This window comes from Holdemanella sp. DFI.5.55 (genome assembly GCF_020593575.1).
Classification (GTDB): Bacteria; Bacillota_I; Bacilli_A; order Erysipelotrichales; family Erysipelotrichaceae; genus Holdemanella; species Holdemanella hominis.
On record NZ_JAJDMK010000014.1, the window covers coordinates 32,394 to 44,315 of the forward strand.

At 40.5% G+C, this 11,922-nt stretch carries 17 protein-coding genes; all 17 read left to right on the top strand.

The annotated features are described in order from the left end of the window. Positions 1-10: 10 nt before the first annotated feature. Positions 11-331 (top strand): YjcQ family protein, encoded by a 321-nt coding sequence (locus tag LJE08_RS04970; RefSeq protein WP_227402568.1) that lies wholly within the window; start codon positions 11-13, stop codon positions 329-331. 161 nt (positions 332-492) lie between these two features. Further along, positions 493-1,056, top strand: coding sequence for a phage scaffolding protein (locus LJE08_RS04975; RefSeq protein WP_227402569.1), 564 nt, complete (start codon positions 493-495; stop codon positions 1,054-1,056). A gap of 13 nt (positions 1,057-1,069) precedes the next feature. Next, on the top strand, positions 1,070-2,059 hold the full coding sequence (locus LJE08_RS04980; RefSeq protein WP_227402570.1) for a major capsid protein: 990 nt from the start codon (positions 1,070-1,072) through the stop codon (positions 2,057-2,059). Positions 2,060-2,073: 14 nt separating this feature from the next. After that, positions 2,074-2,469 (top strand): hypothetical protein, encoded by a 396-nt coding sequence (locus tag LJE08_RS04985; protein ID WP_227402571.1) that lies wholly within the window; start codon positions 2,074-2,076, stop codon positions 2,467-2,469. A 38-nt stretch (positions 2,470-2,507) separates the two neighbouring features. After that, positions 2,508-2,834 carry a hypothetical protein gene (locus LJE08_RS04990; RefSeq protein WP_227402572.1) on the top strand — a complete coding sequence of 109 codons (327 nt, stop codon included), beginning with the start codon at positions 2,508-2,510 and terminating at the stop codon, positions 2,832-2,834. Then, the gene (locus LJE08_RS15250; protein ID WP_227402573.1) at positions 2,827-3,246 is read left to right on the top strand and encodes a minor capsid protein; all 420 of its coding nucleotides are present in this window, start codon (positions 2,827-2,829) and stop codon (positions 3,244-3,246) included. The genes LJE08_RS04990 and LJE08_RS15250 overlap by 8 nt, the downstream gene beginning before the upstream one ends. After that, on the top strand, positions 3,243-3,707 hold the full coding sequence (locus LJE08_RS05000; RefSeq protein WP_227402574.1) for an ABC transporter permease: 465 nt from the start codon (positions 3,243-3,245) through the stop codon (positions 3,705-3,707). The genes LJE08_RS15250 and LJE08_RS05000 overlap by 4 nt, the downstream gene beginning before the upstream one ends. After that, positions 3,707-4,216: a phage tail tube protein gene (locus LJE08_RS05005; protein WP_227402575.1), complete on the top strand. Its 510-nt coding sequence runs from the start codon at positions 3,707-3,709 to the stop codon at positions 4,214-4,216. The genes LJE08_RS05000 and LJE08_RS05005 overlap by 1 nt, the downstream gene beginning before the upstream one ends. A 27-nt stretch (positions 4,217-4,243) precedes the next feature. Beyond that, the gene (locus LJE08_RS05010; RefSeq protein ID WP_227402576.1) at positions 4,244-4,705 is read left to right on the top strand and encodes a hypothetical protein; all 462 of its coding nucleotides are present in this window, start codon (positions 4,244-4,246) and stop codon (positions 4,703-4,705) included. Continuing rightward, positions 4,647-5,246: a Gp15 family bacteriophage protein gene (locus tag LJE08_RS05015; RefSeq protein WP_227402577.1), complete on the top strand. Its 600-nt coding sequence runs from the start codon at positions 4,647-4,649 to the stop codon at positions 5,244-5,246. The genes LJE08_RS05010 and LJE08_RS05015 overlap by 59 nt, the downstream gene beginning before the upstream one ends. 11 nt (positions 5,247-5,257) lie before the next feature. Then, positions 5,258-7,843 carry a tape measure protein gene (locus tag LJE08_RS05020; RefSeq protein WP_227402578.1) on the top strand — a complete coding sequence of 862 codons (2,586 nt, stop codon included), beginning with the start codon at positions 5,258-5,260 and terminating at the stop codon, positions 7,841-7,843. Then, the gene (locus LJE08_RS05025) at positions 7,834-8,700 is read left to right on the top strand and encodes a phage tail domain-containing protein (protein ID WP_227402579.1); all 867 of its coding nucleotides are present in this window, start codon (positions 7,834-7,836) and stop codon (positions 8,698-8,700) included. Before LJE08_RS05020 ends, LJE08_RS05025 begins: the two co-directional genes overlap by 10 nt. A gap of 1 nt (position 8,701) precedes the next feature. Next, the gene (locus LJE08_RS05030) at positions 8,702-9,730 is read left to right on the top strand and encodes a siphovirus ReqiPepy6 Gp37-like family protein (RefSeq protein ID WP_227402580.1); all 1,029 of its coding nucleotides are present in this window, start codon (positions 8,702-8,704) and stop codon (positions 9,728-9,730) included. After that, complete coding sequence (locus tag LJE08_RS05035) at positions 9,730-10,443, top strand: hypothetical protein (protein WP_227402581.1); 714 nt, start codon at positions 9,730-9,732, stop codon at positions 10,441-10,443. Before LJE08_RS05030 ends, LJE08_RS05035 begins: the two co-directional genes overlap by 1 nt. Before the next feature lie 3 nt (positions 10,444-10,446). Further along, complete coding sequence (locus LJE08_RS05040) at positions 10,447-11,562, top strand: fibronectin type III domain-containing protein (protein WP_227402582.1); 1,116 nt, start codon at positions 10,447-10,449, stop codon at positions 11,560-11,562. A gap of 12 nt (positions 11,563-11,574) precedes the next feature. Then, complete coding sequence (locus LJE08_RS05045; RefSeq protein WP_227402583.1) at positions 11,575-11,736, top strand: hypothetical protein; 162 nt, start codon at positions 11,575-11,577, stop codon at positions 11,734-11,736. A 3-nt stretch (positions 11,737-11,739) separates the two neighbouring features. Continuing rightward, on the top strand, positions 11,740-11,922 hold a 183-nt coding region (locus LJE08_RS05050), incomplete at its 3' end, for a hypothetical protein (RefSeq protein ID WP_227402584.1).

An 11,922-nucleotide genomic window follows, 5' to 3' on the forward strand; every position in this document is an offset into this window, starting at 1 on the left:
GAGGCAAAACATGTCGGAAGACTTCAGAACGATATACAAAATTCTATCAATTCTGCAGAAATCAATGGACTATGAGGTCGTAGACATCCGAAGACTTTCAGTGGATAACCTAGGCATCACAGAACCAAAGAGAAAAGCACTTCTAGGCATGCTACTGAAAAATGGATACGTTGAGGGCTTCCAGGTGATCCAATACATAGGAGACCCAACACCAAGCATTGAGGGGCTAGAGGGTATCCGAATAACCCTGAAGGGACTAGAATACCTAGAAGAAAACAGCTTGATGCAGAAAGCCGCAAAACTTGCAAAAGGAATTGCGGAAGTATTATAGAACACAACTAAATAAGGACAAGAACCGTGCTAGGAATGGCGCGGTTTTTATTATGCCCTAAGCACGGCATATAAAAGGCTTGAATACCCCTCGGCACGGGATATAAAAGGCCGGACTCGATACTGGAGTGAACCAGATATAAAAAACGCAGGAGGACAAAAATGGAGTTTTTAAAAGAAATCTTAGGTGAGGAATTGTATGCACAGGTTGCAGCTAAGCTAGAAGGAAATAAAACCGTAAAATTAGCAAACCTAGCCTCAGGAGAATACGTCTCGAAAGCAAAATACGAGAGTGACATGCAAGCCAAAGAAACGCGCATTCAAGAGCTTACACAAAGCGTCAAGGATTTTGACGGAGTAGACGTAAAACAACTACAAAAAGACGTCAACGACTGGAAAACAAAATACGATCATGACTTGGAAGAAACAAAACGTGACAGCGCAATTCGTTTAGCTATCGCGAAATCTGGAACCTTATCTGAAAAGGCATTGATGGGATTACTAGATAAAGACAAGATCAAGTTTGATAAAGATGGAAAATTAACAGGACTTGACGAACAAATCGAAGCTATCAAGAAAGAAGACAGCTTCTTATTTAAGGCGGCAGAGCCAAACGAGCCAAAAAATGGGAACGACGTCGTGCTTGATGGAAATCACGAAGGAAGTCCGAAACCAGAGGCACCAACAACTCTAGCCGGCGCAATTTCAGAATACTACAAAAAATAGGAGGAACTAAAAGATGCCAATTACATTAGAGCAATCAAAAGTCGGTTTAGCCGATCACGTAGACCAGCAGGTCATTGATGAGTTCCGTAGGGACTCTTTTATTTTGGATCGTTTAACTTTCGATAATGCGGTATCACCAGGAACAGGTGGCTCGACATTAACTTATGGCTATTTGCAATTAAAAACACCATCAGTGGCTGAAGGTCGTAAATTGAATAGCGAATACACAGCAGGAGAAGCTGTAAAGACTCAGAAAACTACAAACTTAAAAATCTTTGGTGGGGCTTACGAAGTAGACCGTGTATTAGAAGACACAGCAGCAAGCTCAGAAATTGCATTCCAATTAGCTCAGAAAATCATTGCAGTAAAGAACAAATTCCACTATGACTTCATTAATGGAAAGTCAACAGTCAAAGGAACTGCTGCAACAGATAACTCAGGCTTTGACGGTTTGGATGTATTAGTAAAGGGAACAAATACAGAAGAGAAAAACGCAGATGCAGCCTTTGATTTGTCGACAGCAGCAAAGATCAAAGAAAACGCAGATGCCTTCACTTTTGCATTGGATTCTTGGCTATCAGAATTCTCTGTAAAACCAGACGCTTTATTAGTAAACCGCAAGACAGCTACTGTTTTAAAAACAATCGCTAAAATGCAAGGATACTACACAAGATCAGAGGACAGCTTCGGCCAAGGCGTAGACAACTACGACGGAATCGCAATCGTTGACATGGGAGAATACTACAATGGAACTAAATCATTGATGTGCGTACCTATCGACGAAACAACAGGAACAACAAGCATTTACGCTGCAAAATTCGGATTGGATGCCGTGCACGCAGTAAGTCCGCAAGGGCAGAAAATCATTCGTCAATATATGCCAAACTTAAGCGAACCTGGAGCCGTTAAAAAAGGAGAAGTAGAAATGATTGCTTCTATCGTTTCAAAAGATACAACTAAAGCCGGTGTATTCCGTAATGTACAAGTAGCTCCAACTGCATGACAAGGAGATAAAACATGATCCTAAGCTTTGAGGAATACACAACCTTAGGTGGAACGCTACTGGATGAAGTGGAGTACTCACAAATAGAACCAAGAACCGAAAGCCTTCTAGAATCCTACATTCGAGAGAATATTCCGTACTGGAAAGTTCAGGCTTTGGAAGATTACAACATGGACCTAAAAAAAGCAGTCCTATACCAGATTGACTTCATAGAAGCACATGGCGGCATGGATTGCTTCGTAGGTTCTAGCGATATGAACTTCACAGGCGCAACCACAAGCGGCTTCTCGTATTCCGTAGATAATGCAAAAACGATAAGGTTCCATGACATACCCTTATCAAGCCTAGCAGTATCAGAGCTCAACTACCAATTACTCAAAGCAGGACTAGCCTGCCAAGCGGTATGGTGAAAAGCCCGAGATGGCTTAGGCCGCACACAATAAAAGTCATGAACATTCTAGGAGAAGAAAACCTGGAAGAAACTACGTCAACAGTAACGGTCCAACACGTAAAGGTTTCCAAAACAAAAGCCCGGACTTATGGACAGACGGGTGCCAGTAATTCCGATACGATCCTCATAACGATAGACGTGAACGATTATAAGGCGGACAAAATTCTAGTTCCCCCTTCAGAATTTAAGACGCCAGACAAACAGTTCACAATCAGAACCGGGGACCGTATCGAAGTACACGGCGACATTTACGAGATCACAAATGTGAATATTCTAAATCCCTTGAGAAATACGCCGGAATTCATAGAGGTAACATGTGAGTGAGTATCATCTAAAAGTTATAGTCGATATTCCGGTGGCACAGCTACAGGCCAGAGGAACGAAAGCGCTCCGACGGTCTAGATTGAAGCTGAAGCAGCTTATCGTTCAAGACACGAACAAAAACGTGCCTATCGGAAAAGGAACGCTGAGAACATCAGCTTTAAGATGGGCGGCACAGGATAACGATTGGATCATATGGGACACGCCATACGCACACTTCCAACATACAGGAAGAGTTATGATCGGAACCCATAGCCACAGTCCATGGGCTAAACACGGAGAAACAAAAGTCTATACAACTCGAAATTTGAGCTATAGACAAGGAGGCTCGGAGTGGTGGCCTAAAACTTTGAAGGCACGAAAGAACGCCTGGATGGAAGGCGCTAAAAAGTTTTTTAAGGAGGAATTCAGATGAGTGAAAAGAAGATCATAAAGCTGGAAGACGTAAAACAGATTGAAGACGGATTGTACAATTTCTTTTCTTCAATCAATATCAACAACATACCGTGGTGCCTGGAGTACTTCAATGACTCTAAGCACACCGCTTTACTTTTCAAAAGTAGTGGCTACACGGAAGAAATAGAACACTATCTGGGTGGTGGCTACAGGGCTACTTACCCATTTGAAATTTATATTCAAGCAAGCAGAAAGGACACGAAAGCACGCCTGGACCTATCCAGAATCCTGTATGCACTAGTACAGGCACTCGCGGAAGAAGAGGCGCAAGGTTTTCCAAATCTCGTGCTAGACGAAGCAACACCGCAAGAGGTCGCACTCACAACGCTACCTTCAGACTACACGGGAGAAGAGGCCGCGCTTTCAACTTTCTACTGCTCTATGACATTAACCTACGAAAAGAAGGGAAGGTTTGAATAATGACAACTGAACTACCTAACAGAGAACTAAAGGTCGAAGATAACCTACATTACGTCAAATTCACAGGCTCTGAAAGCTACGTTCTAGCTAACAAGGGATTGACAAACTGGGAGCAAGCCTTGAACGCTACAACAGATGATGGGGTGCAATATATCGGAGAAGCGGGAAGCCAAAGCCAGGTTACAGGCTATGCGCCTACTGTATCCTACGAGGGCCGAGCATATCCAGGGGATGCATTTAACTACTGGGTATACTTGCAAGGTAAAGAACAAAGAGTCGGTTCTACTTTTGAAGAAATCGAAGTGGAAACATGGAACGAGAAAACAGCCAAATCTGGGGACTTTGTAGCTTATCAAAGAATCTACGAAGTGCAACCAGATAACCCAGGAAGCGGAGAGGCCGGAGGCAAACTAATGTGCTCTGGAACATTCGCACAACAAGGCGATCAGGTACCGGGAACGTTTAACATTAAGGCGAAAACATTTACCCCGGACAACGCTATAAAATAAAGCACTTAACAACATAAGGAGGACATCATGGAACTAAAGTTACAAAAGCAATTATTTAAAGATATCGAAATCGACGGACACAGATTCAGAGTCGATGTAAAGGACACTTCTAAGATCGAAGCCCTAGAAAATTGGGCAACAGAACAGAATGCACTTAGCAAATTCGGAAAAGAATCACTAGAGGACTGCCCTGCTTTAATTGATAGGATTCTAGGAGATGGAGCCTTTGAGACCTTATTCAAAGGATACGAAGGAAGCTCGGCACAGTTTGAACTTTGCTTCACATTGCACAGCATCTTCCAGGATGAATTTTTAAAAGATCAACAGGCAAAAGTTGCGGAAGAAGAAAAGAAGAATCTGGACAAAATCGACAAGCTTTGCGAATCTATGGACAAATTTAACAGGACATTAGAATACGCAGACAAACGATATGGAGGAAGAAATGCTGTGGCTGGAAAGAGAAGATCTTCCGGAAAGCATAGACGCTAACGGAACGATTCTCCCTATCTTTGCAGACTTTAGAACCTGGGTCCGAGTTGACAGCGTTATACAAGATAACGCAATACCAGAGGAACTGAAGCTGCCCGTTATTTGTGATCTAATAGGAATCAATCCGTTCACTTTTAAAGGTGATCAGAAAGATCTATGGAATGCAATAATGGGCTTTTATTTTTGCGACAAAGAGCCTAAAGAATCTCATGCCAAGACAAACGGACGACAAGGCTATCGATTCGAATACGATATGGACCTTATATATGCAGCGTTTAGGCAGCAATACAATATAAATCTTTTAGACGCTAAACTTCATTGGTTTGAATTTAAGGCGCTTTTTAACGCCCTAAGCGACGATACTATGATCATACGAGTTATTGGTTACAGAACCAGGGATACTTCAAATCTTAAAGGAGAAGAGAAGAGTCGCGCGCAGCGCCTAGAAAAGTATTACCGCCTGCCTGAGGACAAAGGACCAGAAAAGGAAAGAACACCGCAAGAAATAGAAGCAGAACTTCTGGCCAGATTAGAAACCTAGGAGGTTGAAAAATGGCATCAGGAGCTGATGGAACAATTAAAGTCAAACTAGGACTTGACGATAGCGAATACAAAAGCGGCCTTAGCGGAGCGCATAAAAGTGCGGAAACCTTCGCAGACAAAGTGAAGTCAACCTTCGTAGGCGCAACAGTATTCAAAGCCGCCAGCAAAGGTTGGGACTTAATATCTGGATCAATCGGAAAAGCAACCGCCCGATTAGATGCCATGCAAAAAGCTAAGCAAGTTATAGGAGTTTTAGCAGGAAGCAGCAAAAAAGCTGCGAAGGTTGTAAATGAACTAAGTGACGCGGTATCCGATACGGCATACGGATTAGACACCGCCTCGAGTTCGACTCAAAAGCTAGCCACATCAGGATTAGGCTTAGACAAATCTACCCGAATGGTAAAGGACATGATGGATGCCGTTTCCTTCTATGGAGACGGAACCAATGAAACCCTGGCCAATACAGTAGATGCAATCGCAAAGATGAACGCGTCTGGTAAGATTTCAGCCGATCAATGGCAACGTTTAACAGACGCAGGAATTCCAGTCTTAAAGATTTTCGCAGAAAAGACAGGGAAGAGCATGGGAGAAGTTTCGGACGCATTCTCTAAAGGCGAAATCAGTGCGCAGGAATTCAATGACGTACTGATGGATGCACTAGAAAACGGAACCGAGACATTCCCAGCTGTAGCGGGAAAAGCCAAGGAAATGGCCGGAAGCTTTGCAACTAGCTTTTCAAATATGTCAGCTCGTATCGCAATCGGTATAGCTAACATTATCGAGGCTTTAAACAATTTTTTAACAGATAGTGGCCTACCCAATATTCAAGGAATGATTGCTGGCTTTGGATCAGTAATCAGAAACGTCCTGAATTGGATTGCCGCAGAACTACCGAAAGCACTGAATGCAATTAAGGATTTCTTCGCGCCAACAGCGGAAGCAATCAAAGCCGCAGCAGAAAAGATTCAAGAAGCCTGGAACAAAGTAAAAGACACGGTCAAAGAAAAGCTAGACCCAGGAGACTCGCTGAACTTTATCAAAGACGCACTAGACAGGATCAAAGAAATTCTGCCTCAGATCGTAGAGAAAGTTGTAGAATTTGCAGCAGCCTTTATAGAAAAGCTTCCAGATATTATAGACAAAGTGCAAACTGTAGCAGACAAGATTCAAGAATTAATGCCTTTAATTGCAGCCGTAGCCGGAGCCTTTGCCACATGGAAAGGAATCAAGGCTGTAAGTAATATCGCGAAAACAATCGGTGATGCAGGAAAGAAGATCAAGACATTCGGACATTTAGTATCACAAGGCTCTGGATTGATTGATGGCCTAGCCTACGCCGCATCATCAGGAACAGGCGTGATTGCAAGTATGGCCGAAGCCTTTACACTAGCCGGCGGAGGACTTTCTGGATTAAGCGCAGCTCTTGGAGTAATCGGTGGACCTATCACATTGGTGGTTGTAGCTATCGGAGCACTAGTAGCGGCGTTCGTATATCTTTGGAATACAAGCGACAGCTTCAGAGAATTCTGGATCAATCTATGGGATGGCATAAAGGAAACTACAGGCCAAGTCATAGATGGGATCGTAAATTTCTTTACGGTAACAATACCACAGGCGTGCCAAAGTTTCGTGGACGCAGCACAGAACCTGGCTACACAAGTAGTTCAATTCTTTACGGTTACCATTCCAAACGGCGTACAAACGCTTGTGACGAACATTCAAACGTTCTTCGGAACAACGATACCTTACTGGATCGGATACGCCGTAGGATACATTCTAGGAAAGTTCGTAGAGTGGGGTCTAAGACTTGTACAATTCGCAACGCAAGACATTCCGCAGTTTATATCGAAAGTAGTGGATTGGTTTAAGCAGCTACCAGGCCAGATCTGGACTTGGCTACTAAACACAATCAACAAAACAGCTGAATGGGTAAGCCAGATGATCCAGAAAGCGATTCAGGCAGGGCGTGATTTTGTATCAAATGCAATCAACTTTATTTCACAATTACCCGGTAAAGTATGGACATGGCTATCAAATACGATCAGCAATGCCGCAAGTTTTGCAAGTCAGTTTGTACAGCAAGCAATTCAAGCAGGAAGGCAATTCTTTAATGGAATCGTAAACAAGGTAAGAGAAATACCAGGACAAATGATTTCAATTGGCTCTGATATCGTAAACGGAATCAGGAGCGGAATCAGCAACGCGTGGAGCGGATTGACTGGATGGCTTGGAAACATGGCCAAGGGCCTTATTGACGGCGTAAAAGGTGCCTTAGGAATCGGGTCGCCTTCAAGACTATTCGCAGATCGTATCGGTAAATGGATTCCAGCCGGAATCACGCTAGGCGTAGAAAGAGCTATGCCAAAGGCTAAGGCCTTTATGGGACGCATGTCTAGCGATTTACTAGAAGCAGCTAACATGGACAGCCTAACTTCAAGATTGGCTTTAGAAGGCAATCCTGGAGGCCTAGGAAGCGGCTTAGGCAATACAGTCGTCTATCAAGTAGATCAGACTATAAATTCAGCGAAGGAGCTAAGACCTAGCGAAATTGCAAATGAGACTAAGAATATGATGAGGAGGTTAGCATGGCAGTAAAAGTCATTTATACGAACGAGATAGGCGATTCAATAGAGTTTTCAAAAGAAAGCGGAATCCGCATCACTAACATTGACGGCCTTTCATCAAATACGATTAGCTTGTCTGAAGCTACAGTATCAAATCAGATTGGTGCAAGCGTTACAGGAGTATCTATTCAAGCAAAAGATATGACTTTAAATGGTCGCTTTCAGTATGCCCCAAATATCAGAAAAAGAATGTTGGCGGTTATCCTTCCTGGGGTATCCGCTACATTACGTTATATAAATACAAACGAAAATATAGATGTGTATTGGAAAGTACATCCAAAAACAACTCCTGTTATTTCAAACGGAGTAGTATGGCAGAACTTCCAAATATCACTAAGACTACCTTATCCTTATGCAAGAAGTTCAGATTCAAATGTTACAGATTTTAATACACTTACACCATTGCACAGATTCAAGAGAAGCTATTCAAGCAAAACTCCTTTCAAGTTGAGCTCAAGAAGTTATCAGCCTTTAAAGACTATTTACAACAAAGGAGCACTAAGCACAGGGTTTATTTGCAGAATGACTGCAGGTGTTGATGGAATCAAGGCCCCTAGAATTGCAAATGTAGATACTCAGGAGAATATAAGTTTCCCAAAACTTACAATGGCGATTGGAGATATCCTTGAGATCAGTACATATGAAAATGAGAGATATTGCCATTTAATCCATCAGGGTGATATTACGAATGTATTCAGTTATATGGATTATAATTCTACATTCTTTCAGTTAAAGCCTGGAAACAATGTTATTCGCTATAGTTCATCTGCAAGTGAGAACATGCTAGATGTCAGATTAACGTTTGATGACACAGTGGCAGGAGTGTAGTATGCAGTATTTCATTTATGACAGACAAGGCAAGAAACAAGCCTTATTACAGAACTGTACTAGCATTCAGTGGATGCCAAAATACTGGGAAAGTGGTTCGTTTGAAATTCACGCTAGAAGAACATCAGAGAATGATACATATCTTGTAGAAGGAAACAGAATCATATGTACAGATAGAAATGAAATAGGCTTTATTACATGTGTTAGATATGATGCAGAAAGTCTAGAGGTAAGAGGAAGACTAGATAATCTAGATGCACGTATCAATGATGGAACAGTAACAATAAGAAATATCGAATCATCTTTACTAAATGCAGTTACAAGCAATAAAAGAGGATTGGATATTAATGTAGCAGATGCTAAAGGGATTGATTCTGTTATCAAGTATGGAAGTGAAACATCATATGGAACACTGGCAGAAATGTTCTCTAAATATTGCCAAACAGGCGGACTAGGATGGAGAGAAACAGTTCATAATGGTACATTGAACTATCTTGAAATCTATAAAGGCGAGCTAAAAAAGAATGCTATATTTAGTGATGATTTAGGAAATATCAAATCACAAACCTATGAAGTCGATTTATCTGAATACAAGAACTACGCATATGTTTTCGGCGATGATACAGGAGAGCAAAGAACAAAGTTTATCCTAGACAACAGAAGCAGTACAGATGAACAGATACTAGAAATGTATGTAGATGCTAGAGATTTACAGAGAAAGTATAAAGAAGGCAATACAGAGAAGGAATATACAGAAGCGGAGTATAAGGAGCTACTAAGAATTCGTGGCTTAGAAAAGCTTACAGAAGCTAATAAAAACGCATATAAATTTGAATTTGAATTAGACCCTTATTCACAAATCAGTGAATTAGGCAAAGATTATGATTTAGGAGATATCGTAGTCGTTAAAAGTACACAATACAAGATTCTAGCACTTGCTAGAGTCACAGAATTAAATTTTGTGGAAGAAACAAACCAAGATACGAATGTATCTATAGTTACGAATATAGAAAGTTGGGAGGTAATGTAATGACACAAAAAGCATATCCTTTAGACGATACAGATTACTATGCAGAAGATGTCAGGCTATTCCATGTAGGAAGAACGAGCGGAATTTTCAACGTAACAGCAGACGATCTAAGAGTAAAAGCAAACGGGGGAATGCGTGTTGGTGTTACACCTGGCTATGCATTTCTTTTGACTGCAAAAGATGGAGTAGGAGGAATCACATACGGAAATACTGAGGAAGTGGAATTCGTAGTTGATACTGCATCAACCACATTGAGATATGACTATATTTCTGTTCGATACAGTAAAGGTACAAACACATGTGAATTGAAGTATGTAAAAGGTAATGGAACTAAGCCTACATATGCTACTAGAGATGCGTCAAATTATGAGGTTATTCTTGCTATTATCCAAGTACCTGCTAACGCAGAAAGTATTCAAGCAAGAGATATTATTGATACACGTTTAGATGAGAATTTATGTGGCTTGACTATTGATGGATTGCTAAAACTTCCTACAGATGGTATGAATGCACAGTTCTTAGATTTTATGAAATTCATTCAGGATAAACTTGGAGAAGATGAAGGCGGAAAGCTTTTATTGATGATTCAAGAACTTGAAAAGCGTGTAGCTAAGCTTGAAAATAGACAAGAAATTAAATATGTAGTAGGAAAAGAAGCACCTACAGTATCAAACTGTCCAAGTGGCTATTTTTATTTTCAATTGGAGGAATAGTTTATGGCTACTTACAACACGGGTGTACTTGGAATTAGCTTTCGTGTAGATTGTATCAATAGAATAGTAGGAACTTATCCGAATATTAAGCATAGAGTTTCATATGAAATCTATTTGCAACAAGCTTATTCTGCAAACTCAACGCAGTACAATGGAGCAGTTCTAAATTTTGGAAGTAATAGTCATAGCGTAAATATAAATGTAAGTGGAGCAGGAACGTGGAAATTAGCTAGTGGAACGCTAGAATATACATTTGCAACAAATAACAGAGTAGATTCTAGAAATATATATTTTAGTACTAGTTTCGGAAATGTTTCTGCAAGTGGTTCACAAACCGAATCAGCTACAATCGCTTTGCCATTAATTGATGAAGCAAGTCTAAGTAGTGACTACAAATCAATTAGCTACAGTGCTAGTTTAACTTCAAACCCTAATGAATTTTACGCAATCAGAGCGGTGCTAGGAGAAGATGCTAAAGTAGGTAACAATGGCGGTTGGACAGATTTAATCCCTAACACTACTTACACTGTAAGTTTCTATGTTGTATACAAAGGTTCACAAAGCACTTTACTTACTGATGAAGTAACTGAAAGTATTACCACAAAAAAGCCAGATAAACCTTCTAAAGGTACTGTATCTTATACGAATCTAACTCCATTCGGAGCTACATTTATATGGAGCGGATTCAGTATCAAAGATGGAGCTACAGGATATAACTATCAATGGTCAGTTGACGATGTAAACTGGACAAATGAGAATCAAGAAACAAGAATTACGCTTGATAACTTGAAGCCTGAAACTACATATACATTTAAAGTGCGTATTGTAGACAATTATGGAACTGCATCAGACTATGCAAGTGTACAGTTCACTACGATAGCAGATCAAGTGAAATTGGCATGTAATAGTATCATGTATCAAGATGTATTGCTTAATAATAGCGGTGATGAAATCACAACTAAAAGCGGTGAAAACATATATGTAGAAAAGCCTAGTGATGCAGGAATATTGAAGCAAGCTAAACTTTGGTATAACGATAATGGGGTAATCAAAAAAGTAAAGAAAGCTTATTACAATGACAATGGCACAATTAAAGTGCATAAAAATTATGGCATCTAGAAGGAGAGAAAAATGGATAGTTTTAAAAAACTAATTGCAAAATTGGTTATAGATAAATTAGATAGTCAATCATCTAGTAGTCCTCTTTCCGCTAGATGTGGCTATGTTTTACAAAAAGAAGTTGATGATTTAAATGAAAGAATTAAACAACTTGAGAAAAAGATTGGAGGGTAAAACATGGGAATTAAAATTAATGAATTGCCTGCGACACCAGGCATAAATAAAGAAGATGTATTGATCGTTGAAGATGGACAAGGAACGAAAAAAGGCACTGTTCAACAGTTAGATGAAGCACTAGGAGTTAGTCAACTAAAGGAAGATTTAGGTGATTTGTCTATTGGCAACTATATCATCAGACCT

Excerpts from the sequence above, each read along its gene's own strand:
- LJE08_RS04970 (WP_227402568.1), top strand. The coding sequence starts at position 11 with ATGTCGGAAGACTTCAGAACGATATACAAAATTCTATCAATTCTGCAG.
- LJE08_RS04975 (WP_227402569.1), top strand. The coding sequence starts at position 493 with ATGGAGTTTTTAAAAGAAATCTTAGGTGAGGAATTGTATGCACAGGTT.
- LJE08_RS04980 (WP_227402570.1), top strand. The coding sequence starts at position 1,070 with ATGCCAATTACATTAGAGCAATCAAAAGTCGGTTTAGCCGATCACGTA.
- LJE08_RS04985 (WP_227402571.1), top strand. The coding sequence starts at position 2,074 with ATGATCCTAAGCTTTGAGGAATACACAACCTTAGGTGGAACGCTACTG.
- LJE08_RS04990 (WP_227402572.1), top strand. The coding sequence starts at position 2,508 with ATGAACATTCTAGGAGAAGAAAACCTGGAAGAAACTACGTCAACAGTA.
- LJE08_RS05000 (WP_227402574.1), top strand. The coding sequence starts at position 3,243 with ATGAGTGAAAAGAAGATCATAAAGCTGGAAGACGTAAAACAGATTGAA.
- LJE08_RS05005 (WP_227402575.1), top strand. The coding sequence starts at position 3,707 with ATGACAACTGAACTACCTAACAGAGAACTAAAGGTCGAAGATAACCTA.
- LJE08_RS05010 (WP_227402576.1), top strand. The coding sequence starts at position 4,244 with ATGGAACTAAAGTTACAAAAGCAATTATTTAAAGATATCGAAATCGAC.
- LJE08_RS05015 (WP_227402577.1), top strand. The coding sequence starts at position 4,647 with ATGGAGGAAGAAATGCTGTGGCTGGAAAGAGAAGATCTTCCGGAAAGC.
- LJE08_RS05020 (WP_227402578.1), top strand. The coding sequence starts at position 5,258 with ATGGCATCAGGAGCTGATGGAACAATTAAAGTCAAACTAGGACTTGAC.
- LJE08_RS05025 (WP_227402579.1), top strand. The coding sequence starts at position 7,834 with ATGGCAGTAAAAGTCATTTATACGAACGAGATAGGCGATTCAATAGAG.
- LJE08_RS05030 (WP_227402580.1), top strand. The coding sequence starts at position 8,702 with ATGCAGTATTTCATTTATGACAGACAAGGCAAGAAACAAGCCTTATTA.
- LJE08_RS05035 (WP_227402581.1), top strand. The coding sequence starts at position 9,730 with ATGACACAAAAAGCATATCCTTTAGACGATACAGATTACTATGCAGAA.
- LJE08_RS05040 (WP_227402582.1), top strand. The coding sequence starts at position 10,447 with ATGGCTACTTACAACACGGGTGTACTTGGAATTAGCTTTCGTGTAGAT.
- LJE08_RS05045 (WP_227402583.1), top strand. The coding sequence starts at position 11,575 with ATGGATAGTTTTAAAAAACTAATTGCAAAATTGGTTATAGATAAATTA.